Consider the following 21120-nt stretch of genomic DNA (forward strand, 5'->3'; position numbering starts at 1 on the left):
GTGTGGGCGGGTTGGGGCTCGAGATCACGGCCCGGGCGGCATGGGTCAGCTGAAGAGCTTCTGGCCGATCATCGTGTCCCCGGTGCCCACGCCGGGCGGGATCGCGAACAGCGCCGAGGCCCGATGCTGCAGATATTCGGTGAGCAGGTCCTTCTGTGCCATCGTCTTGAGGATCGGATAGAAGTTCGTCCGCGGATCCCGGACGAAGGAGATGAAGAACAGCCCCGCATCGAGGCGGCCGAGAGAGTCGTTGCCGTCGGTGAAGTTGTATCCGCGGCGCAGCATCTTTGCGCCCTTGTTGTGTTCGGGTGCAACGATCGCGACATGGGCCCGGGCGTCGATGGCAGGGGCGCCCTCAGCGTTCTGCGCAGAGAAGTCGAGCGGAGTGAACTCCTCATCGGTGTCGGGATCGGCCACGGACTGCGGGGCGCCGAAGCGCTTGTCGCGGCCGATGATGTCCTCCTGCTCAGCCAGCGACACCCGATCCCAGATCTCTAAGTACATGTGGATCTTGCGAGCGACGAAATAGGTCCCGCCGGACAGCCACGAATCGGAGGCCGGGTCGTCACCGGATTGGACCCAGAGGTGCTTATCGAGCTCCTTCTGCGGGTCTTCGGACTTGATGTTGTTCGTCCCGTCCTTGAACCCGAATAGGTTGCGCGGGGTCTCCTGCTGTGTCGACGTCGACGAGGTCCGACCGTAGCCGATCTGACCCCACCGCAGCTTCGCAGTGCCGAAGGCGATGCGGGTGAGGTTGCGGATGGCGTGAACAGCCACCTGCGGGTCATTCGCACACGCCTGGACGAGCAGATCCCCATCACTGGCATCTGCGTGCAGCGCCTCATTCGCGAACTTCGGGACACCCTCCTTGAGGATCGCAGGCATCTTGTCCTTCAGCCCGAAGCGATCCTCGCCGTCCGAGTCGACGAACAGTGTGGCACCGAAGCCGAAGGTGATGGTCAGACCGCTGGCCGGGTAGCCCCAGACTTCGCCGGAATCCTTCGGCGGCAGTTCCGCATTGGCATCCGGTACCCCGCCGACGAGGTCGCCGGCGCTCATCTGTTCGGCCGCGACCGTCCAGTCCCGGAGGAGCCCGATGAGCGCCTGCCGGTCGGTGGTCGTGACATCGAAGGCCGCGGTGAACATATTGTCCTGGGCGGGAGTGAGGATGCCCTGCTGCTTTTCGGCCCGGAACGGGTAGCTGAGATGGACTGCGGACTGCTTCTTCTCCTGCGCCCCGCGGACCCCGTAGCCGATCGCTCCACCGCCGAGGCCGCCGATTCCGAGCGCTCCCGCCGCCCCGCCGAGGGCGAAGAGCCGTCGACGGGGAATGCCGCGGACAGCGCCGTCGGCGGAAGAACTGTGTTCGTCAGTGCTCATCGGGGGTCCCTCACTCAGCGTAGGATCGTGCCGCTGACCTGTGACAGGGGCTCGCTCAGTGCGTTCACGGCGTCGGAGAGCTCCTGCTGTGCCTCGGTGTAGTCCGAATCCTTCGGCGCCTCACCGGCGTCCTTCTGCACCGCGGCGACCTTCGAGTAGTCCTGGTAGAGGATATTGCCTTCATCGTCCTTGCCGTCCTGGTATTTCTTCAGGACCTGCTTGACCGCGTCGAGGTTCGTCGTGATCTTCTTCGCAAGCTCCGGGTCTTCGGCCTCGACGAGTTTCTCGACGTTGCCGTAGGCCACCTCGGCGCCTTCGACATTCGCGTGGAAGTCGAAGAGGTCGGTGTGGGAGAACGTCTCCTCTTCACCGCCGATCTTCGAAAGAGCAACCTCTTCGAGCAGCGCCGAGGCACCCGTGGCGACATCCGAGAGCTTGAGCTCGAACTTTCCGCTGGCACCGTCGACCTTGCCGTAGACGAGGTCGTAGAGGGTCTTCGTGTCCTTGTTGAGCTTGTCCGCGACCTTCTTCCGGTCGGCGTCGGACTTGAACTCAAAGCCTTCGGACTTCTTCGCGAACAGATCGGCTTCGATCCGGTGCCAGCCGGTCCAGTCCGCGAGGACCTCGGGATCATTGGGCTTCTTCCCGGCATCGACCGAGAGGTCCTGGACACGGGCGTCGAGCGAACCGTCGAGGTCACCGGCTTCCTTGATTCCGAAGGATTCCGCGGTCGGTTCGATCCGCTCGTAGTGCTGGCGGGCCAGCGGGTAGAGGGCCTTCGCCTTCTCGGTGTCTCCCGAGGTGTAGGCGTCGGTGAAGTCCTTCGTCGCGTCGACGAGCTGTCCCACCTGGTCCTTCACGTAGCCGGTGTAGTTCGTGATCGCCTTGTCTTCGGCGGCCTGAGTATCACTGTCGACCGCGACGTCTTCGCCCTTCGTCACGGTGAATTCCGCCAGTCCTACGAAGTCACCGACCATGTTCGGCTTGCACGCCGTGAAGTACGTGCCCTCTTCGAGCGCCGTGGTCACCGTGGTCGTCGTGCCGGGTCCGATGTTCTCCTTCTCGGACTCGATCTGGAGCTTGTTCTCGGCGAGGATCTCGAACTCGTTCGGCTTCGTTCCGTTGTTCGTCACGGAGAAACTCACCTTGCCCGAAGGCAGCGTGACCGGGCTGACTTCACAGGTGTCATCGGTGATCGTCACCGTGACTTTGTCGCCGGAGGCAGCGGCATCATCTTGTCTGTTCTGTGGATTGTCGGTGCAGGCAGCCAGCGACAGGGCAAGCAGAGTGGCCGTGGGCAGAGCGATGAGAGCGGAATGACGTTTCATGGATGTCCTTGCAGATGAGGCTGGCGAATGAGCGTGGTGCGATGGCGCGGGCGGGCCGCGTCAGGGGTGGTGCGGCGGTTCAGGGATGGGGTGTGGTTGCCGATGATCTCGGCTCGACCGTCGGCGAGGTGGGGGCCGCCTCGGCGGGGGTGTGCGCTTCCGTCGGGGCGGGGGTCGTTCCGCCCTTCTTGGCGGGCGACTTCCCGTGGACCTGGCGGAAGAAGATGATGGCCACGGGGACGATGTAGACGATCCAGCCGATGGTCTGGAGCACCGTGGGTTGGACGTTGACCTGGAAGATCGCCTGTCCGAGGACGTAGAGCCAGTAGATCGGCGACGTGGTTTCGGGCAGCAGGTGGCTGAAGTCCCACGCGTGGTTCATGATGCCGGGCAGGACTCCGGCTTCCTGCAGATCGCTGATGCCGTAGGCGAAGATTCCGGCGGCGACGAGGATGAGGAAGTAACCGGTGACGGAGAAGAAGAGCTTCATGTTGATCTTCCGCGAGCCCCGGTAGATGAGCCAGGCGAGGATGAGCGAGAGCAGCAGTCCGGTGACGACGCCGGCGGTCGTGGCGACGACGTTGTTCTCGACAGAGGAGCGGACGGTGGCCCAGATGAATAGCGCGGATTCCGCGCCTTCGCGGCCGACGGCGAGCACGGCGAGGCCGACGAGGCCCCATCCCGAGGAGCGTTTGTCCAACGAGGCGGCCATCGAGGATTCGAGTTCGCCCTTCATCTGGCGCGAATGCTTGCCCATCCAGAAGATCATGCCGGTCACCAGGGCGACGGTGATGATCGAGAGGACGCCTCCGATGATCTCCTGTGCCTGGTAGGTCAGTGTCTTCGGCCCCCAGGTCAGGAGGGCACCGAGGCCGAAGGGTATGAGGGCGGCCAGGCCGACGCCCAGCCAGAGCTTGGGCAGCACGTCTCGGCGGTCGGTTTTGACCAGGTAGCCCACGAGGATGCCGATGACCAATGTGGCCTCGAGTCCCTCGCGCAAGGCGATGAGGAGGTTCGCGACGAACATCTGACTCACTCTCGTCAGTTCGTCGAGGCGGAGGGGTGGAACCGTCTCGATGGTGGATGAACGAATTTAGCCTAACCTAATGTTGGCTAATTCAGTGTACATCCAGTTTTGGAGTGATTCTGACGCGGGTATCGGCGTGATTTCCGAGTGTGGCAGGGGCCGTTGTCGGCTTCCGTATCAGGTGTCAGCGGGGTGGGCCTCGGCGTTCGGGCTCGGTGTGGGCGGGGTCAGGCGTCTGCCGCGTGAGCCTCGGCGGGGTAAGTGAGTTCGCCGTCATTGCGAAGTCGAGCACCGTCGCTGAGCTTCGCCGCATCGACATGACCCTTCCCAAGGATGTTCGAGACCGGGAGCTCGCGGGCAAGCAATTGGTCGGCGATGATCCGACGGTGGCAGCGCCACCACACAGCCTCGGAACACATGATCGCCAAGCGGTGGGTCTTCGACCATTCGATGAGGGTGTCGAAGTCGGTGCGGAATTCCTCGGACAGGCAGTGGTCGGCGTAGTTGTGGAAGCTGCGGTTCTGCCACCAGGCATTCGTCTCGAAGGGCACCGTGTGGCTGACGGGTCGGCGGCCGGTCAGCCCTTCGAGCCGGCGCAGTTCGATGCCGTGCTCGGCAAGGTCGTTGACCAAGGTGTCGGCGTTGAACCAGGGGTTCTTATTCGAACCGGGCAGTCGGCGGACGTCGATGACCGCCTCGGTGCCGGTGTCGGTGAGCAGTTCGATGAACTCGTTCAGTGAACGATTCGAATGCCCGACGGTGAGGAGGTCCGGCAGGTCGGCGGTGTCCGTCATTCGTCGTCGATGAGATGTAGCGCGCCGCCTTTGTGGGCGGCGATGTGATCGGTCTTGTCGCTCTTGATCTCGTACTGCGGGTCATCGGGCGAGGCGCGACGTCGGTGGCCCTTGTAGTCGAAATCGGCGGTGTGGACCTTCGTGATGTGGCCGGAGACCTGCCCGGCCTCGGAGTTCCAACCGACGTGATCGCCGACCGAGAATTCGTGTGCCATGCTTCCTCCTCGACTGTGGTGAGTGGTCCTCTCTGCAGTGTACGACTGGACCAGCCGGCTTGCGTCGATCGTGCGGTTGGGTCGGCCGACTGTGCCATGTGGCTGGGTCGGCCGACCGGGCCTCAGCTCGCGGACAGGTCGGCGATGAGGGCGTCGATGAACGATTCGCAGGCTGCGATCTGGTCGAGCTCGATGAACTCGTCGGGAGCGTGAGCCTGAGCGATGTCTCCGGGACCGCAGACGACGGTCGGGATGCCGGCTTCGGAGAACAGACCCGCCTCGGTGCCGTAGGTGACCTTGTCATCGGTGGCGATTCCGCCCCAGTTCGCGGTGAGCGAGACGATGTCCGCATCGGCCGGGGTCTCACAGCCGGGAGCTTCGGCTTCGATCGTGAAGTCGACTCCGGCGGTCTCGTTCTCCGCGGCCATGGCCCGTCCCAAGCGCTCGGCCTCGGCACGGAAGCGGCCGATGAGGGCCTCGCGATCGACGGAACCCAGCGATCGGAACTCGAACTGGACGGTCGCCTCGGCGGGGATCGTGTTCACGGCGATGCCGCCGGTGAACGTGTTCGCCGTGACCGAGGTGAAGGGCACGACATAAGCCTCGTCGAAGGGCCCCTCGGTGCGGAATTCGGCGGCCACAGCATGGACGAAGGCGACGAATTCGGAGGCATAGGCGATGGCGTTGACGCCTTCGGGGGTGAGCGAGGAGTGGGCGGCGACGCCGTGGAAGTCGACGCGGAAGACGTTCATCGATTTGTGGCCGCGGATGACGCGCATGCTCGAGGGTTCGCCGACGACGCAGCCGCGGGGCGCCAGGCCCTCCTCGGTGATGGCCTCGACGAGGGAGATGGCGCCCACACAGCCGATCTCTTCGTCATAGGAGAAGGCGAGGTGGATGGGTTCGCTGAGTTTCGCGGACTTGAGCGCTTCGAGGTGGGAGAGGATGACGCCGATGAAGGACTTCATGTCGGCGCTGCCGCGGGCGAAGTACTTTCCATCGCGGATCTCGGGAGTGAACGGGTCCGACGACCAGTCCTGTCCGTCGACGGGGACGACGTCGGTGTGCCCGGACAGGACGATGCCTCCGGTGGTCGTGCCGTCGGCTGCGGGAATGGTCGCGAGCAGGTTCGCCTTCGTGCCCTCCGGGTTCGGGATCCGGCGTGATTCGATGCCGGCGGCCTGGAGGCGGGCTTCGACGTGGTCGATGAGCGGAAGATTCGAGTCCCGGCTCGTGGTGTCGAAGGTGATGAGATTCGTGATCTCGGTGATGGTGGCCTCGGCGGGTGTCGCTGGCACGACTGCTCCTGACTTTCGGATGCGGGTGGTCTCGGTTCGGTCGGATCGCTGCGGCTGCGGCCGGGGTCGCGGTGGTCCCAGCGGGGACGTGGTCCCCGTGCAGGACAACGGTGACCATACGCCTTCACTCTACGGGTCGGGCTGGTGGCGCGTGGGACCGGCCCAGTCGGTGGGCACTGCTCAGCTTTGAGCGCGCAGTTTTTGAACCCATGAGCGTCCCATATTCAGGCCCCAGCGAGGATGAGAAGGGCCTCATTCCGCGCATCGAGCCCGTCCTCGGGGATTTCGGCGGACATCTCTTCGCGCATGACCGCTCTCTTCACCGGGTCCATCGTCAGCTGAGCCGAGTAGGTGAAGACCATCGACAGCCACTCATGCCGCGAATAGTGGAGGTCTTCGATGAAAGTGGTCTCGTTCGGGGTGAAACCGGCGTCGCGCAGCTGCGTGAGAGCCGGGTGTTCGACGGGTTCGACTGCCGGCACGGACTCAGTCGTGCCGCTGCCCGCCGTCGCCTCTTGGTTCGTCTCGGTGCCCCGGCTTGCTCTCGAACCGAGACTCGCGGTCCTGCCGTCGGCATGGAAGCGTGCGACAACGGCATTGAGTCGGGTCTTCAGCTCGCCCTGCGGTCTGATGTCATTCCAGGCCAGAGCCAGACTTCCTCCTGGACGGAGCATGGTGCGAACCTTCGGCAGAGCCACTGCCGGGTCGACCCAGTGGAAGGACTGACCGAAGCTGACGAGATCGAAGTCTCGTCCTTGTGCATCCCAGTCCTCGAACGTCGAGACGTCCACATCGAGGCCTTTGGACCGAGCGACCGCAGCCATCTCGTCATCCGGTTCGACGGCGAGGATCTCGGCGCCTGCTGACCGGAGCTGGGACGCGAAGATGCCGGTGCCGGAACCGACGTCGAGGATGCGCGGGGCGCCCAAGGTTCGATCGCCGGTGGACGGCGGTGAGGCATCCGTTCGAGAGCCGGTGCCAACTGCGGCCGCTTCCATGATCGCTGTGATGAGCGCGGCAGGGTACTTCGGTCGGAAGGCGTCGTACTCCTGGGCGACCCCGCCGAAGGATTCAGCACGTTTACGATTCTCGAAGTATTCCATTTACGAAGCCTAACGATTCGCGGTCGGGCACGACCGCCTCGGCGAGGGGATGGAAATCCATCCGTACCGGATCAGATCAGATGGAGACCGTCTCCGGTTCGGGGAAATCCGCGAAACTCTGATCCTCGTCGATCGGCGCCAACTCGAGATAGCTGGGATAGTCGTCGTCAATGAAGAGCAGCAGCATCGCCCCTGGTGAACCGGCTGTGAGGACGATGCGATCTGACCAGTCCCCGTCTCCGCCCTGATCATTGCGGTGCTCATCGTCGAGGCGATCCTGCGGACGCATTCCCACGCTTGGACAGGTTCCACAGTCGCAATGGCTGGTGACCATCACCTCGCCGAGGCGGCCCTCCCAGATCTGGCGCTGTTCGTTCGAGATCGGCTCGGGTGGATCCCAACCTTGCCGTTGCTGAGGAGTGAAGTCGGCATAATCTGCTTCGTCGGGGGACGGCGTCGCCGAGCGGATCATGCGCAGCGCGAGGCTGGCCTCTCGGGCGTTCAGCGGGCGGACCATGGTCGAAGTCTAGCTCGAGTACCTGGTCGAAAGGCGCATCTCTCATGAGTCGTGGCATCTCCACCCGGCGCACCGGGGAGATACGAGAGCGACGGGGCGGATAGCGGGCAGCGCGGGGAAGTGAGAGCAACGGTGAGGGACGCTCGGGGTGGGCGAATGGAGTCCGTGGTCAGCGCGAGTCCCCGGCCAGAGCGGCGGGGCTCTCCGCGGAATTCCCAGGTGCGAACCCGCCTGCGGATGCGTGTGGAGCCGCGGGGTTTCGCTAAAGTCGTGGAGCAGGGGGTAACGATGTCGATCGAGAAGACACCATCCGTGCCGCGCTTCGGCGCCGGCGGCGGAACCGGCGGGCCGGCCGAGCTCACGCCGGAGGATCAAGAACGCGCTCGCGGGCTGAAGAAGATGCGCACGCTCGCGCTCTCACTGCTCATCCTCGCCACACTCATCTTCCTCTCCACTCACCTCTTCACCGACAACACCGGCGTCTGGGGGTTCGTCTCCCGCGCCTCGGAGGCGGCGATGATCGGCGCGATCGCCGACTGGTTCGCCGTCACCGCGCTCTTCCGCCACCCTCTCGGGCTGCCGATCCCGCACACCGCGATCATCCCGCGCAAGAAGGACACGCTCGGTGCGAGTCTGTCGGCCTTCGTGGCCGCGAACTTCCTCCACGCCGAGGCGGTGTCGACGAAGATCCGATCCGCCGAGATCTCCCACCGAGCCGGGAGATGGCTGGCCAAACCCGCCAACCGAGACATCGTCGTCGATCGTGCCGCAGGAGGCCTCGAATATGTGCTCGCGCGCATCGATGACGATTCCATCAAGGCGCTGACCAGGAACGTCATCATCCCGCGGCTCGTAGCCACAAGGAAGACGCCGGTGCTCGCGCAGCTGCTGCGCCAGATCGTGCTCGACGGTGCCCACCACAAACTCGTCGACCTCATCGTCGCCGAGGCCTATTCCTGGCTGCGTGACAACCCGCAGGTGATCGACGAGATCGTCCACAATCGGGCCCCGTCCTGGGTGCCCGATTTCGTCAACGAACAGCTGGCGAACCGGCTGCAGCGCGAAGTGCTCGGCTGGGTCGCCGACGTACGCGACAACGAATACCACAAGGCCCGTCAGGCCCTCGACGCCTGGCTGGTCGACCTCTCCGACGACCTCGAATCAGACTCATCTCTGTCCCAGCGTGCCGAGGAGATCATCAACGACCTGCTCAGTCAGGAGGGGGTCGTCGATTCGGTGCTCGAGATCTGGGGATCACTCAAACAGCTGCTGCGCGAAGCCATCATCGACGAAAGCGGCGAAGTCCGTGCCCGCATCTGGCAGCTCATCGGCGAATTCGCCGAACGGCTGCAGGCGGACTCGGACTTCTCCCGCCGCATCGATGACCGGATCGCCACCACTGCCGGTGACCTGGCCGAGAGCTTCGGCCCAGAGATCGCCAGCGTCATCTCCGACACCATCGAACGCTGGGACGCGAAGGAAGCTGCCGAGCGCATCGAGCTCTACGTCGGCCGCGACCTCCAGTACATCCGCATCAACGGCACCGTCATCGGCGCGCTGGTCGGCCTCGTGATCCACACCGTCATCGTGCTCCTGCCGGGGTGAGATCGGCAGACCCGCACCGAGGTTGCCCGGTCCTCTGCGGCGGAGACGATCCAGACGTCGAAGGAGTAGACCTGTTCGGTCGGGCGGGACCACGGGCAGCCAGCCCGGATCTCGCATGTCGATGAGCTGGTGTCGGAAGACTGTCAAGCACGGTGCCCTGACCTCGGTTTTCCGTCAACGGAGGTTGGGAAATCCCGCACCGGCTGACGGGCTGACTGCATAGTGCCAAGGCCCGTTGGGCGAAAACATGGAGACATGACTTCTTCACAGCATCCTGCCGCAGCGCAGCAGTCAGCATCTCAGCACCCGATTACCCAGAACTCTTCGCCCCAGCACCCCGCCATCATCACCGCCGGCACCGTCACGAAGCACTTCAATCAGACGTACGCCCTCGCCGGAGTCGACCTGACGATCGGCCTCGGCGAATCCGTGGCCATCATGGGACCCTCCGGCTCCGGCAAGACGACCCTTCTGCACTGCCTGGCCGGCATCATCAGCCCCGACGACGGTCACATCCGCCTGTCGCCGACCGACCGCAGCGCCGCCGCCGAGATCACCTCCCTCAAGGAATCCGGCCGCACCGCCCTGCGCCGCGAGGTCTTCGGCTTCGTCTTCCAGCAAGGGCTGCTCCTGCCCGAACTCACCGCCATCGACAATGTCGCGCTCGCCGCCATGCTCGCCGGTATGAGCCGCTCGGACGCCACCCAGCACGCCCGGGCCTGGCTCGACCGCCTCGGTCTGAGCGACCACGGACACAAGCGGATCGGACAGCTCTCCGGCGGACAGGCGCAGAGAGTGGCGATCGCCCGCGCCCAGGTCACCCAGCCCGTCGTCACCTTCGCCGACGAACCGACCGGTGCCCTCGACTCCCGCACCTCGAATGAAGTCCTCACCGAGCTGCTGGGCTCCACCGTCGGACGCGGATCCACCCTCGTCGTCGTCACCCACGATGAGAACGTCGCCGCCCGCTGCTCCCGGGTCGTCAGGCTCGCCGATGGCCGCATCGTCGCCGACTCCGCACTGCAGGAAGCCGCACAGTGATGAATCTCCTTCCCCTCCTCCTGTCCAAGCAGTCCCTGACCTCGACGACGTCGCGGCTCGTCGGGATCGCGTTCTTCTCCTGTTCGACAATCTTCCTCACCGTGGCCGCCGGCGCCTGGGCGTTCATCGACCGCCCCGAGGTCACCGGATACGGCGAGGTGGCCGAGCTCTACCAGCTCCTCGCCGTCCTCGCCACGGTCTTCCTCGTCGTCCCCGCGACCAGCCTCGGGGTCGCCTCGGCGAAATTGAGCGCCCGCCGTCAGGACGAACGACTCTCCACCCTGTCCCTGCTCGGGGCACAACGCAGCACGATCCGCCTCGTCGCCGTCGCCGAACCCTTCATCCCCGCCTCGCTGGGCATCCTCGCCGGAATCGGCGGCTACCTGCTGGTCGCCTGGCCGCTGAGCTTCATCACGTTCGTCGGCGAACCCCTGGGCTACCAGGTACTGCTCATGCCGATCTGGCTGCTCGCCGCGGTCGTCGCCGGCCTCCTGGCCGTCTGCCTGATCGCCTCGCTCATCGGCCTGCGCAAGATCACGATCTCCCCGCTGGGCGTGCGCACCCGGTCGCTGCCCCGGAGATTCCCCCTGGCCCGCGTCATCACGGCCATCCTGCTCATCCTCGTCGTGGCCATCGCGACCTACATCTCCACCCAGATGGAGATGCCGATGGCGGTGACGATCATGGCGAGCATCGCCACGATCGGCATCACCCTCCTGCTCATCAGCGTCATCGGCGTCCTGTGCATCCGCGTCCACGCCGGCATCGCCGGCAGAATCGCCCGCGGTCCCGCCTCGGTGATGGCGGCAGGAATGATCGCCGACGCTCCCGGACAGTACTGGCGCCGGGTCGCCGGGCTGGCGATGATCACGTTCATCGCCGTCGTCGGCGGGGCGGGAACGGCCATGATGCGCAGCGGTCAGGAGGACTTCTCCGCCGAGGACCGCGCGGTCATGGGACCGTACGTCCACCTCGGCGACGATATCTTCACCGGGCTCATCCTCACCCTGGTCATCGCCTTCGTCCTCGTCATCGTCTCGGCCACGATCAACCAGGCCGCTGACATCCTCGACCGGGCTCAGACCTACCGCGAGCTCCACGCCGCCGGCATGACCCAGCAGATGATGCACCGGGTGACCGTCAACGCCGTGATGTCGCCGATCGTGTTGGTCACCGTCGTCTCCCTGTTCCTCGGCGGGATCCTCGCTTGGCTGATGGCTTCGGTGAGCGACCTCGGTGATCCGCTGACCATCGGAACCGTCGCCGCCGTCCTCGTGGGCGGGGTCGCGATGGTGTGGCTGGGACTGCAGGTCACCCGCCCACTCGTCCGCCGGGTGACCGAGATCGACCCCGACACCCGCACCCTCGCCGAGGCGGTCCCCGAGAATCGGGCCACCGCCGAGGCGACCATGGCCTGAGAGGAGACACGATGTCCACGTCATTGACAGCCGTTCCCCTCGTCCTCGGACGCAGATCGCTGACGTCGGCGAGTTCCCTGCTCGTGGCTGCCGCGTTCTTCGCGTGTGCCACTTTGTTCCTCACCGTGGCCGCCGGGGCCTGGATGTTCTTCCAGATCCCGCCGAGTCCCGATCCCGCGGATCAGGGTCTCGACATCATGTACAAGACCCTGGCGGGGCTGGGCACGGCTCTGCTGATCATCCCCGCGGCCACTCTGGCATCGGCGTCGGCGACCCTGTCGGCTCGGCGGCAGGACGAACGGCTGTCGACGATGTCGCTGCTCGGGGCCAGACGGTCCCAGATCACCGCGCTCGCCGTGGCCGAACCGCTGATCCCGGCCCTGGCCGGCATCATCCTCGGGGTGCTCGGCTACCTGGGACTGGCGCTGCCGGTCAGCTTCATCCACTTCATGGGCGAACCCATCGGGTACCAGAACATGCTCATGCCCGCGTGGTTCATCCTCTTCGTGGTCGTCTTCCTCGCCCTGGTCTGCGCGGGCTCGGCCCTGCTGGGTCTGCGCAAGGTCGCGGTCTCCCCGTTGGGCGTGCGGACGAAGAGTCTGGAACGGAAGTTCCCGCTCGGCCGTGTCATCGTCGCCGTCGCCGCCGTCATCGCGCTGCCGATCGTCTTCGCGCTGACGAAGGCCGACCTCGGTCTCGGAGTCGTCCTCGGTGTGACCGTCGGCTTCCTGGCCCTCGGACTCGTCGTCGTCGACCTCGTCGGCGGTCTCCTCATCCGCTGGTTCGCCCACCTGTCCGGCCGTCGCGCGGCCACCCCGGAGCGCCTCATCGCCGCTCGACTGGTCTCCGACGAACCGAAACGGTTCTGGCGCCGGGTCTCCGGCCTGGCGATGGCGGCCTTCACCGCAGCCGTCTGCGGGTCCGGGGTCGCCCTGTCCCAGCTCGGAATCGACGCCGCCGAGGACTCTGAAGTGGGAGTGAGCGAGGCCGAGACCCACCTCTTCCACGACATGTTCACCGGGGTGCTGCTCGTCATGGGCATCGCGATCGTGCTCATCGGTGTCTCGGCGGTGATCAACCAGGTCGCCGACATCTACGACCGAGCCGACACCTTCTCCGATCTCTATGCCGCCGGCGCCGATCCCAGGCTTCTGCACCGTGCGCTGGTCCGCGCCGTCATGGCCCCGGCGATCTGGGTGTCCCTGCTGGCCGGAGGCCTCGGGCTGCTGCTCGTCCTGCCCCTGGCCGGAGCCGCGCTCGTGTTCAAGCCGGTCACCTTCCTCACGATCCTGCTCACCGTGGTCGTCGGCATCGGAATCATCCGCGGTGGACTGCAGCTGACGAAGCCGATTCTGCACTCCGTGGCCACGGCCGGGAGGTCTCGGGACTGAGATTCGGGAAGTCTCGGGACTGAGCTTCTACGTCAGTGCCGCATCCTACGATGGCAGGTGTCGAGCCGATGGGACCCTCCCCGGGTCTCCGGGTACAGTTGGAGCGCACCACATGAGGGTGGGCGATCCGATGCTGTGAGGAAGAGGAAATCGAGTGAGCAACGACCAGGGCTATGACGGTCTGAGGACCCCTCCGCAGGACGTCGAGGCCGAGCAGAGCGTGCTCGGTGCGATGCTTCTGTCGAAGGACGCCATCGCCGACTGCGTCGAGACGATGAATGGCGATGACTTCTACAAGCCAGCTCACGAAACCATCTACGAGGCGGTCCTCGACCTCTATTCCCGGGGTGAGCCCGCGGACTCGGTGACGGTGGCGAACTACCTGACGAAGACCGGTGACCTCGCCCGCGTCGGCGGTGCCGCCTACCTGCACACCCTAATCTCGTCGGTCCCGACCGCCGCCAATGCCGGCTACTATGCCGCGATCGTCAGCGAACAGGCCGTGCTGCGTCGCCTCGTCGAGGCCGGAACCCGCATCGTCCAGATGGGCTACGACGCCGAAGGCGACACCGATGACGTCGTGAACTCCGCGCAGGCGGAGATCTACAAGGTCACCGAACGCCATACGACGGAGGACTATGTCATCCTCTCCGACATCCTCGGCGAGGTCGCCCAGGAGATCGAACGCAACGGCAACACCGATGGGCAGACGGCGGGTGTGCCCACCGGTTTCACCGAGTTCGACAACCTCACCAACGGTCTGCACCCGGGCACGATGATCGTCATCGCCGCGCGCCCCGGTGTCGGCAAGTCGACTCTGGCGCTCGATTTCATCCGTTCGGCTGCGATCCACAACGATGCGGCCGCCGTGTTCTTCTCGCTCGAGATGGGCAAGAACGAACTCGTCATGCGTCTGCTCTCGGCGGAGTCGGAGATCCCGCTGCAGAACCTGCGCCGCGGCGAACTCAGCCCGCACGACTGGACGACCCTGGCCGCGACGGAGGCCCGGATCAACAATGCGCCGCTGTTCGTCGACGATTCGCCGAACATGGCGCTGACCGAGATCCGCGCGAAGTGCCGACGGCTCAAACAGCAGCACAATCTGCAGATGGTCTGCGTCGACTACCTGCAGCTGATGTCCTCGGGCAAACGCGTCGAATCCCGCCAGCAGGAGGTCTCGGAGTTCTCGCGTTCGCTCAAGCTGCTGGCCAAGGAGCTCGAGGTTCCGGTCATCGCGTTGTCCCAGCTCAACCGCGGCAGTGAGCAGCGCACGGACAAGCGGCCGATGATCTCCGATCTGCGTGAGTCCGGTTCGATCGAGCAGGACGCGGATATGGTCCTCCTCATCCACCGTGAGGACATGTACGACAAGGAACACGAACGTGCCGGTGAGGCCGACATCATCGTCGCCAAGCACCGCGCCGGTCCGACGATGGACATCCCCGTGGCGTTCCAGGGCGCGAAGTCTCGATTCGTCAACATGCCGCAGTGACGGGCGGCAGTGCGAGCGGCAGCCGCTGGAATCAGGGCAGCCGGAACCCGCTGAGCATCGTCATCACCGGTGCTGTGTTCCTCGTCGGCATCGGACTGGTCTTCGCCGTCGGGTACCTGTTCCCGTCCGTGCTGCTGGTGACCATCATCCTCGGGTGCGTCTTCTTCGTCGGTGTCACTCTGGCGATGAGAGCGATCATGGGCACTGCCTGGGCGTATTGGTTCACGGGGCCGTTCGTCGCCATTGCGTTCATCGGCTCGGTGATGCTCGCCGAGGATGTGGCCTTGTCGCAGGCGGGTGAGGTCACCGAGGTGGTCGTCATGGACCACGAGGTCGATGTGACGACCGAGCATGATTCGAACGGCAGACATGCCCGGAAGGTCTATACGCACACGTACAGTCTCGAACGCATCGACGGCACCCCCGTCGCCGAACCGCTGATCTACCGCGGCAAGGACGGATTCGACGACTTCGATGAGGGCGACACGATCTCCGTCCTCATCGATCCGGAAGGGAAAGCGCCGACCAAACCAGCCGAGGACGTGGATCTGCCTGCCGATATCGGCATCCTCGTCACCGGACTGGTCACCTCGGGGATCGTGTTCCTCATCTGTCTCATCGTCGTGCTGCTGCGCTGGACGCGCTCGCCGTCGCAGCAGCACGTGCGCTGACGACCGGGCGGCAGACGTCGGAAAGACCTTCATTCCGTCGTGAGCGACCCGCGACAACAAATCAGCACAGGCTGTATAGTCAGCATATGCTGACTATTGCCTCCCGTGTCGATGCCATGCAGCGCCTGGGCCGCGCGATGGCCGATCCCACACGCTCACGGATTCTGCTGTCGCTTCTCTCCGAGCCCGGCTATCCTGCGCGCTTGGCAAATGATCTGGGACTGACGCGCACCAATGTCTCGAACCACCTCGCCTGCCTGCGAGGATGCGGAATCGTGGTGGCCGAACCTGAAGGCCGGCGCACGCGCTACGAGATCGCCGATCCTCATCTGGCAACAGCACTCACTGCTCTTGTCGAGACGACTCTGGCAGTCGATGAGAACGCGCCGTGTGCCGATTCCAATTGCACGGTGGCCGGCTGCTGTGACGCTGGACCGAGCCGATGACCGAGACTGCGCCGCGAAGGGACAGAGCAGCAGTTCTGCGGAAGCGGATCCGGATCATCGTTGCCATCACCATCACTTGGAACGTGATTGAAGCGTTCGTTGCCATTGCCGCAGGCGGAGCAGCCTCCTCGGCGGCTCTCATCGGGTTCGGACTCGATTCGATTGTCGAGGTCCTCTCTGCCGCAGCGGTTGCCTGGCAGTTCTCGGCACCGGAACCCCAGCGCCGGGAACGGGTCGCTCTGCGCGTCATCGCAGTATCTTTCTTCGCACTCGCGGTCTACGTCAGCGTGGACGTTGTTCTGTCCATGGTGGGCCTGCGCCAGCCCGAACATTCGACCGTCGGCATCATCATCGCCGCACTCAGCCTGCTGGTCATGCCGTTCCTCAGCTGGTTCGAGCGGAGGACGGGACGAGAACTGGGATCTGCTACGGCTGTCGCTGATTCCAAGCAGACCCTCATCTGCACCTATCTCAGTGCTGCAGTGCTGATCGGAGTCCTGCTCAACAGCCTGCTCGGGTGGGCCTGGGCCGATTCCGTCGCAGCTCTCATCATCGCGGTCTTCGCCGTTCGGGAAGGAGTCGAAGCTTGGCGAGGGGACGCCTGTTGCGCGGTTTCGGCTGCGGTTCTCACCGGTGAGCGTACAGAAGGGTGCTGTGCTGAAGATGATCCGGTCGACGACGGGTGCCGAAACGCGTGCTGTGCTGCCGACGCACAGCGTTGAGTAAGCCCGCCTACTATTGCAGGCATGGACACCACTCCCAACGATCTGCTCGTGCTGCTGGCCGTCTCCCGCACCGCCAAATTCACGACGGCGGCACACAACCTCGGGCTCACCCATTCGACGGTCTCCCGTCGCATCGCCGCCTTGGAGAAGTCTTTGGGCGGACGCGTGCTGGCCCGCTCGGACGACGGATGGGAGCTGACCGATCTCGGGGAACGAGCCGTCGCGGTGGCCGAACAGATGGAGACCGCGGTCGCCGAACTCGAGAGTCCCGGCCAGGGTCCGGAAACGGTGTCCGGAGTGGTGCGGATGACCGCGACGGACGGGTTCAGCGCCTATATCGCCTCCCCGGCGGTCGCGAAGCTGCGACGTCGGCACCCCGGGCTGAGTGTCGAGATCGTCACCGTCACCAGGCAGGCCCTGCAGCAACGGTCCGGTCTCGACATCGAGGTCGTCGTCGGGGAACCGCGCGTGCACCGGGCGGAGGCGATCAGGCTCGGTGACTACGAACTCGGCCTCTACGCCTCACGCGACTATCTGGCGTCCACCGGCACCCCCGCCTCGGCGGAGGACGTGAGCGACCATCGACTCGTCTATTTCGTCGATTCGATGCTCCAGGTCGACGACCTCGACGCGCCGAGGCGGCTGTTTCCCGAGATGAAGGATGCGCTGACCTCGACGAACGTCTTCGTCCACGTCGAAGCGACCCGGGCGGGAGCCGGAATCGGATTCCTCCCGTGTTTCATGGCCGACCGGCACCCCGACCTCATCCGGCTCTTCCCCGACGAGGTGGCCGAGCGCCTGCCCTACTGGATGGTGCTCAGGCCCGATTCGATGCGCCGGCCGGCCATCGCCGCCGTCGTGCAGGGACTCAAGGATGAGATGCTCGCCCACCAGGCTGCCCTCGAAGGACGAAAGTTGCCCCGGTGAGGCGGCGCGACCAGGATATGAGCATGAACCAGCCCCAAACTGACGTCGGCGACGAGCTGGCCGGACGTCGCATCGTGCTCACAGCTCGGCGGCGCGCGCAGCAGCTTGCCTCCGCCCTCGAGCGTCACGGTGCCAGGATCGTGCACGCCCCGACCCTGTCCGTCATCCCGCATATCGACGACCCTGAACTCGTCACCCGCACCCGTGAACTCATCGAGGCCCGGCCGGACATCGTCGTGGTTACGACCGGCGTTGGATTCACCGGCTGGGGTGACGTGGCCGAAACCGCGGGTCTGCGCGAGGAGTGGCACTCGATGCTCGCCGGAGCACGGATATACGCCCGCGGTCCCAAGGCACGCGGAGCGATTCAGGCAGCCGGACTGAGTGCTCACTGGGTCGCGGAATCCGAGACGAGCGCAGAGATCCAGCAGGTCCTCCTCGGCGAGGGCGTGGATTGTCAGCGCATCGCCGTACAGCATCACGGTGCCGGCGCCGACGGACTTGATGATGCCTTCGCCGCAGCAGGTGCCGATGTCTGCTCCCTCGTCATCTACCGGTGGGGGCCGGCGCCCGATCCGGCCGCCGTGATCGACGCGGTCGGCCTCGTCGCGGAGCGCAGGAGCGATGCCGTGGCCTTCACCTCAGCACCCGGGGCGGCAGCATTTCTCACCGCCGCCGAGGAGCAGGGACTGCTGTCGGCCGTGATCGAGGCGTTCAACGAATCGGTGGTGGCGGCAGCAGTCGGCGACGTCACCGCAGCACCGCTGCATGAACAGGGCATCAGAACCGTGATCCCCGAGCGATTCCGGCTCGGAGCCCTCGCCCGCATCCTCGTCAGGGAACTCGCGAATCCTGACCGCCCCGAGATCTCGTGACTCAGGTGGTTGCGGCGGCCGTGTTTGAATGGGTCCACATGTGAAGTCGACCGGCGGAACAAGCGCAATCGAGAGGGGACGAGACGACGATGGCCAGAACCATGCAGGTCAGCGACAGTATGGTGATCGGAGTCGACGCCACCGCGCTCTGGGAGCAGATCGCCGATCCGACCCAGATGGCCCGATGGAGTCCGGAGAACACCGGAGCCAGCACTCAGTCATCCGCAGGTCCCCTGAAGACAGGCGATGTCTTCGAAGGGACGAACCGACGCGGGCCGGCGACCTGGGTGACCGAATGCGTCGTCACCGAATCCGTACCGGGCAGGCGTTTCGCCTTCACGGTGCGCCGGATCGGCCCCCGCACGCCGAGCCTCGAAGGAGCGAATGCCAGCTGGGCGTACGACTTCGAGGACTTCGGTGAGGTGACTCGAGTGACCGAGACGTGGACCGATGACCGCCGAGGCTGGCCTGACCCTCTGGCCTGGGTCTTCGACCACATCGTCACACGCGGAAGGAGCTTCGCGGACTTCCAGCGACTGAATATCCGGCGGACTCTCACGGCGTTGAAGGATGACGTCGAAAAGCGGTGACGCGATCGAAACGAGGGCGAAACATCGCCTCGCTAGCCTGATCCCATGACAGACACGGCACAGTTCACCGAAAGTCCCGTCGGCCAGCCCGCGAGTCCCGCCCACCATGCGGAAAGCATGAACTTCTACACCCGCAAATGGGTGCGGCCCGAAGACCTCAACGCCAACGGTTCCCTCTTCGGCGGCAGCCTGCTCAGATGGATCGACGAGGAAGCTGCGATCTATGCCATCATCCAGCTCGGCAACCACCGGGTCGTGACGAAGCTGATCTCGGAGATCGACTTCCAGGCCTCGGCCAGGGAGGGCGATCTCATCGAGATGGGACTCATCGCCACGCATTTCGGGCGAACCTCACTGACGATGAGGGCCCGGGTGCGCAATATGATCACGCGCAGATCCATCCTCAGCATCGACAAGATCGTGTTCGTCGGGGTCGATGCCAACGGCACTCCGATTCCCCACGGGTATTCGACGATCACCTATGACCGGGATCGGATGCCCGAACCACACGAGAAGATCTCGTAGGAGAGACCGCGGTCCGACGCGGTCGCAGGTGTCGCCTCCTGGACCGCCTCGGTGATGGTGTCATTGACCGCCTCGCTGTTGACCGTCAGCGGGAACTGGTCGAAGTACTCGAAGGTCGGTTCCTTCGGCGTCCCGGCGGCCTCGCATTCGCCGCGGACGATCCGCTCGATCGACGCGACGACTCTCTTGCGCACCGCAGTGTCGTAGGTGCGGACGTTGAGCAGCAGCTCGGCGCGATCAGGGGTGATATTCGACTTCGGCCCAGCGTTCGACGCACCGACGGTGACGACGCGGACATTTCTCACAGGATAAGCGGGTGAGGAGCCCGTTCAGGGGTGTTGCCCGGGCGGCGCGAGTTTAGCACCCTATTGAGCGAGCAGACCCCGTTCGGACAGGTCCGTGCGCAGTGAGGCGGCTCCTGAGAACACGTGGCCGATGAAGCCGAGGCGCTCAGCTGCCTCTACGTTGGCGGGCAGATCATCGACGAAGACCGTCCGGGCCGGGTCGAGGCAGAAACGGTCCCGGGTCAGTTCGAAGATCGCCGGATCGGGTTTGACGAGGCCGACTCGGCCCGAGACGACGATGTCTTCGAGTTCGCTGATCGCCGGGGCGACGACGGGGGCATGGTGGATGGTCTCGGCCGACCAGTTCGAGAGTCCGAGCAGGCGGATGCCGGAGTCGCGCAGCTGCGCGACGATCTCGGCCATGCCGTCGATCGGACCGGTCAGCGACTTCTCGAAGTTCTCGTAGTACCCGGCGACGATCTCACCGTGGCGGGGATCCGCCTCGGCGGCGCGTTCGATGATCTCGGTGATCGGAACCCCGGAATCAGCTGCGGTATTGAGCGCGGGGAAGTCGGCCGCCTCGGCGAAGGACTGCCAGTCCTCGGCACTCATGCGATCGGCCAGCGGCCCTGTCTGGTCCCAGCCGATGAGCACATTGCCGAGATCGAAGAGGACGGTCGTCGGGGTCGGGTGATCGGGTTCGGTCATGGGCCACCACCTGTCATCGGCATCTGGGAGTCGATCCCCACGCTACCCGCAGTCGCCTGACCATTGTGGATTCGGTCCGGCTGGCTTAGGTTGGTGGCATGATCGGCTACCCGCCACTGCAGATTCGGGTGAGGACGCCCCGACTCGAGCTCGTCGGTGCCAGTGATGAGAGGTTGGCGGAACTTGCTCCGCTGGTCCGCGATGGCAAGGTCTTCGCGGAACCCGCTCCCTACGATGATCCGATGTCGTTCTACGAATCCGACCCGGACGTGCGGGTGAGCAGATGGCTCCAGAGTGTGTGGCGCGGACGCGGGCGATTCTCTCCCGCCGAGTTCCGGTTGGCGTTCGCCGTGATCGTCGACGGTGAGCTCGTGGGGATGCAGGACCTCATTGCCGAGAAGTTCGATACCTGCGGCACCTTCGCCTCTTTCTCCTGGCTGTCGACGGATGTGCGTGGTCGCGGCCTCGGTACGGAGATGCGCAGTGCTCTGCTGCATCTCGCCTTCGCCGGACTCGGGGCGAGAGAGGCCGGTTCCGATGCCTTCGTCGACAACGTCGGGTCGAACCGAGTATCCGAGAACCTGGGATATGAGCACAACGGCGTCGAATGGGACATCCGCCGCGGCGAGCCGGGCCTCATCCAACGCTGGCGCCTGACCCGGGAAGCGTGGGAAACCAGACGGCGAAACGACATCGACCTCACCGGAGTCGACGACTTCCTCGCCCTCCTAAACAACCATTAATTGCTACCTGACGGGGG

The 21120-nt window shown here is 65.0% G+C and carries 23 protein-coding genes; 13 read left to right on the forward strand and 10 right to left on the reverse strand.

The window, feature by feature from the left end; translation table 11 throughout:
• Positions 1-45: 45 nt before the first annotated feature.
• The 8 genes from efeB to AD89_RS0113180 form a co-directional block, all read right to left on the reverse strand.
• Complete coding sequence (efeB, locus tag AD89_RS0113145; protein ID WP_025779607.1) at positions 46-1380, reverse strand: iron uptake transporter deferrochelatase/peroxidase subunit; 1335 nt, start codon at positions 1378-1380, stop codon at positions 46-48.
• A gap of 14 nt (positions 1381-1394) precedes the next feature.
• The gene (gene efeO / locus AD89_RS0113150; protein WP_025779609.1) at positions 1395-2708 is read right to left on the reverse strand and encodes an iron uptake system protein EfeO; all 1314 of its coding nucleotides are present in this window, start codon (positions 2706-2708) and stop codon (positions 1395-1397) included.
• A 79-nt stretch (positions 2709-2787) separates the two neighbouring features.
• Positions 2788-3735: an iron uptake transporter permease EfeU gene (gene efeU, locus AD89_RS0113155; RefSeq protein ID WP_025779611.1), complete on the reverse strand. Its 948-nt coding sequence runs from the start codon at positions 3733-3735 to the stop codon at positions 2788-2790.
• Positions 3736-3962: 227 nt separating this feature from the next.
• Positions 3963-4529: a DUF488 domain-containing protein gene (locus AD89_RS0113160; RefSeq protein ID WP_025779613.1), complete on the reverse strand. Its 567-nt coding sequence runs from the start codon at positions 4527-4529 to the stop codon at positions 3963-3965.
• The gene (locus AD89_RS0113165) at positions 4526-4744 is read right to left on the reverse strand and encodes a DUF2945 domain-containing protein (protein WP_025779615.1); all 219 of its coding nucleotides are present in this window, start codon (positions 4742-4744) and stop codon (positions 4526-4528) included. The genes AD89_RS0113160 and AD89_RS0113165 overlap by 4 nt, the downstream gene beginning before the upstream one ends.
• A 122-nt stretch (positions 4745-4866) precedes the next feature.
• Positions 4867-6042 carry an acetylornithine deacetylase gene (gene argE / locus AD89_RS0113170; RefSeq protein WP_025779617.1) on the reverse strand — a complete coding sequence of 392 codons (1176 nt, stop codon included), beginning with the start codon at positions 6040-6042 and terminating at the stop codon, positions 4867-4869.
• 224 nt (positions 6043-6266) lie between these two features.
• A complete protein-coding gene (locus tag AD89_RS0113175) occupies positions 6267-7145 on the reverse strand; it encodes a class I SAM-dependent methyltransferase (protein ID WP_025779618.1) in 879 nt (292 codons plus the stop codon).
• A 76-nt stretch (positions 7146-7221) separates the two neighbouring features.
• On the reverse strand, positions 7222-7662 hold the full coding sequence (locus tag AD89_RS0113180) for a hypothetical protein (RefSeq protein ID WP_025779620.1): 441 nt from the start codon (positions 7660-7662) through the stop codon (positions 7222-7224).
• Between the two features lie 288 nt (positions 7663-7950).
• On the opposite strand from AD89_RS0113180, the gene AD89_RS0113185 reads away from it, so the two are divergent.
• From AD89_RS0113185 to AD89_RS0113240, 12 genes are all read left to right on the forward strand, one after another.
• Positions 7951-9267, forward strand: coding sequence for a DUF445 domain-containing protein (locus AD89_RS0113185; RefSeq protein WP_025779622.1), 1317 nt, complete (start codon positions 7951-7953; stop codon positions 9265-9267).
• Positions 9268-9522: 255 nt separating this feature from the next.
• Positions 9523-10308: an ABC transporter ATP-binding protein gene (locus tag AD89_RS0113190; protein WP_081770478.1), complete on the forward strand. Its 786-nt coding sequence runs from the start codon at positions 9523-9525 to the stop codon at positions 10306-10308.
• Positions 10308-11726 (forward strand): FtsX-like permease family protein, encoded by a 1419-nt coding sequence (locus tag AD89_RS0113195; protein ID WP_025779626.1) that lies wholly within the window; start codon positions 10308-10310, stop codon positions 11724-11726. Before AD89_RS0113190 ends, AD89_RS0113195 begins: the two co-directional genes overlap by 1 nt.
• An 11-nt stretch (positions 11727-11737) precedes the next feature.
• On the forward strand, positions 11738-13117 hold the full coding sequence (locus AD89_RS0113200) for an FtsX-like permease family protein (RefSeq protein ID WP_025779628.1): 1380 nt from the start codon (positions 11738-11740) through the stop codon (positions 13115-13117).
• A gap of 154 nt (positions 13118-13271) precedes the next feature.
• Entirely contained in the window at positions 13272-14609 is a 1338-nt protein-coding gene (dnaB, locus tag AD89_RS0113205; RefSeq protein WP_025779630.1) for a replicative DNA helicase, read from the forward strand.
• Complete coding sequence (locus AD89_RS0113210; protein ID WP_025779631.1) at positions 14606-15280, forward strand: hypothetical protein; 675 nt, start codon at positions 14606-14608, stop codon at positions 15278-15280. Before dnaB ends, AD89_RS0113210 begins: the two co-directional genes overlap by 4 nt.
• Positions 15281-15366: 86 nt before the next feature.
• Positions 15367-15726, forward strand: a complete 360-nt coding sequence (cmtR, locus tag AD89_RS0113215; protein WP_025779632.1) for a Cd(II)/Pb(II)-sensing metalloregulatory transcriptional regulator CmtR — start codon at positions 15367-15369, stop codon at positions 15724-15726.
• On the forward strand, positions 15723-16448 hold the full coding sequence (locus tag AD89_RS0113220; protein ID WP_025779634.1) for a cation diffusion facilitator family transporter: 726 nt from the start codon (positions 15723-15725) through the stop codon (positions 16446-16448). Before cmtR ends, AD89_RS0113220 begins: the two co-directional genes overlap by 4 nt.
• Positions 16449-16472: 24 nt before the next feature.
• Positions 16473-17378 (forward strand): LysR family transcriptional regulator, encoded by a 906-nt coding sequence (locus AD89_RS0113225; protein ID WP_025779636.1) that lies wholly within the window; start codon positions 16473-16475, stop codon positions 17376-17378.
• Positions 17379-17401: 23 nt separating this feature from the next.
• Positions 17402-18253, forward strand: a complete 852-nt coding sequence (locus AD89_RS0113230; protein ID WP_025779638.1) for a uroporphyrinogen-III synthase — start codon at positions 17402-17404, stop codon at positions 18251-18253.
• An 89-nt stretch (positions 18254-18342) separates the two neighbouring features.
• Complete coding sequence (locus AD89_RS0113235) at positions 18343-18843, forward strand: SRPBCC family protein (protein WP_025779640.1); 501 nt, start codon at positions 18343-18345, stop codon at positions 18841-18843.
• A gap of 117 nt (positions 18844-18960) precedes the next feature.
• The gene (locus AD89_RS0113240; RefSeq protein WP_025779642.1) at positions 18961-19368 is read left to right on the forward strand and encodes an acyl-CoA thioesterase; all 408 of its coding nucleotides are present in this window, start codon (positions 18961-18963) and stop codon (positions 19366-19368) included.
• Here AD89_RS0113240 and AD89_RS20390 read toward each other — a convergent pair.
• Both AD89_RS20390 and AD89_RS0113250 read right to left on the reverse strand, forming a co-directional pair.
• Positions 19323-19673 (reverse strand): peptidase dimerization domain-containing protein, encoded by a 351-nt coding sequence (locus tag AD89_RS20390; protein ID WP_025779643.1) that lies wholly within the window; start codon positions 19671-19673, stop codon positions 19323-19325. The two genes, AD89_RS0113240 and AD89_RS20390, sit on opposite strands and share 46 nt — an antisense overlap.
• Positions 19674-19733: 60 nt before the next feature.
• Positions 19734-20360: an HAD-IA family hydrolase gene (locus AD89_RS0113250; protein ID WP_025779645.1), complete on the reverse strand. Its 627-nt coding sequence runs from the start codon at positions 20358-20360 to the stop codon at positions 19734-19736.
• 98 nt (positions 20361-20458) lie between these two features.
• Here AD89_RS0113250 and AD89_RS0113255 point away from each other — a divergent pair, with 98 nt between their 5' ends.
• Entirely contained in the window at positions 20459-21103 is a 645-nt protein-coding gene (locus AD89_RS0113255; RefSeq protein WP_025779646.1) for a GNAT family N-acetyltransferase, read from the forward strand.
• The last annotated feature ends 17 nt before the right edge of the window (positions 21104-21120 follow it).

This window comes from Brevibacterium sp. VCM10 (assembly GCF_000583215.1).
In the GTDB taxonomy this organism is placed as follows: Bacteria; Actinomycetota; Actinomycetes; order Actinomycetales; family Brevibacteriaceae; genus Brevibacterium; species Brevibacterium linens.

Coding starts and splice junctions, on each gene's coding strand:
- efeB (WP_025779607.1), bottom strand. CDS start 1,380: ATGAGCACTGACGAACACAGTTCTTCCGCCGACGGCGCTGTCCGCGGC.
- efeO (WP_025779609.1), bottom strand. CDS start 2,708: ATGAAACGTCATTCCGCTCTCATCGCTCTGCCCACGGCCACTCTGCTT.
- efeU (WP_025779611.1), bottom strand. CDS start 3,735: ATGTTCGTCGCGAACCTCCTCATCGCCTTGCGCGAGGGACTCGAGGCC.
- AD89_RS0113160 (WP_025779613.1), bottom strand. CDS start 4,529: ATGACGGACACCGCCGACCTGCCGGACCTCCTCACCGTCGGGCATTCG.
- AD89_RS0113165 (WP_025779615.1), bottom strand. CDS start 4,744: ATGGCACACGAATTCTCGGTCGGCGATCACGTCGGTTGGAACTCCGAG.
- AD89_RS0113175 (WP_025779618.1), bottom strand. CDS start 7,145: ATGGAATACTTCGAGAATCGTAAACGTGCTGAATCCTTCGGCGGGGTC.
- AD89_RS0113180 (WP_025779620.1), bottom strand. CDS start 7,662: ATGGTCCGCCCGCTGAACGCCCGAGAGGCCAGCCTCGCGCTGCGCATG.
- AD89_RS0113185 (WP_025779622.1), top strand. CDS start 7,951: ATGTCGATCGAGAAGACACCATCCGTGCCGCGCTTCGGCGCCGGCGGC.
- AD89_RS0113190 (WP_081770478.1), top strand. CDS start 9,523: ATGACTTCTTCACAGCATCCTGCCGCAGCGCAGCAGTCAGCATCTCAG.
- AD89_RS0113195 (WP_025779626.1), top strand. CDS start 10,308: ATGAATCTCCTTCCCCTCCTCCTGTCCAAGCAGTCCCTGACCTCGACG.
- AD89_RS0113200 (WP_025779628.1), top strand. CDS start 11,738: ATGTCCACGTCATTGACAGCCGTTCCCCTCGTCCTCGGACGCAGATCG.
- cmtR (WP_025779632.1), top strand. CDS start 15,367: ATGCTGACTATTGCCTCCCGTGTCGATGCCATGCAGCGCCTGGGCCGC.
- AD89_RS0113220 (WP_025779634.1), top strand. CDS start 15,723: ATGACCGAGACTGCGCCGCGAAGGGACAGAGCAGCAGTTCTGCGGAAG.
- AD89_RS0113225 (WP_025779636.1), top strand. CDS start 16,473: ATGGACACCACTCCCAACGATCTGCTCGTGCTGCTGGCCGTCTCCCGC.
- AD89_RS0113230 (WP_025779638.1), top strand. CDS start 17,402: ATGAACCAGCCCCAAACTGACGTCGGCGACGAGCTGGCCGGACGTCGC.
- AD89_RS0113235 (WP_025779640.1), top strand. CDS start 18,343: ATGGCCAGAACCATGCAGGTCAGCGACAGTATGGTGATCGGAGTCGAC.
- AD89_RS0113240 (WP_025779642.1), top strand. CDS start 18,961: ATGAACTTCTACACCCGCAAATGGGTGCGGCCCGAAGACCTCAACGCC.
- AD89_RS0113250 (WP_025779645.1), bottom strand. CDS start 20,360: ATGACCGAACCCGATCACCCGACCCCGACGACCGTCCTCTTCGATCTC.
- AD89_RS0113255 (WP_025779646.1), top strand. CDS start 20,459: ATGATCGGCTACCCGCCACTGCAGATTCGGGTGAGGACGCCCCGACTC.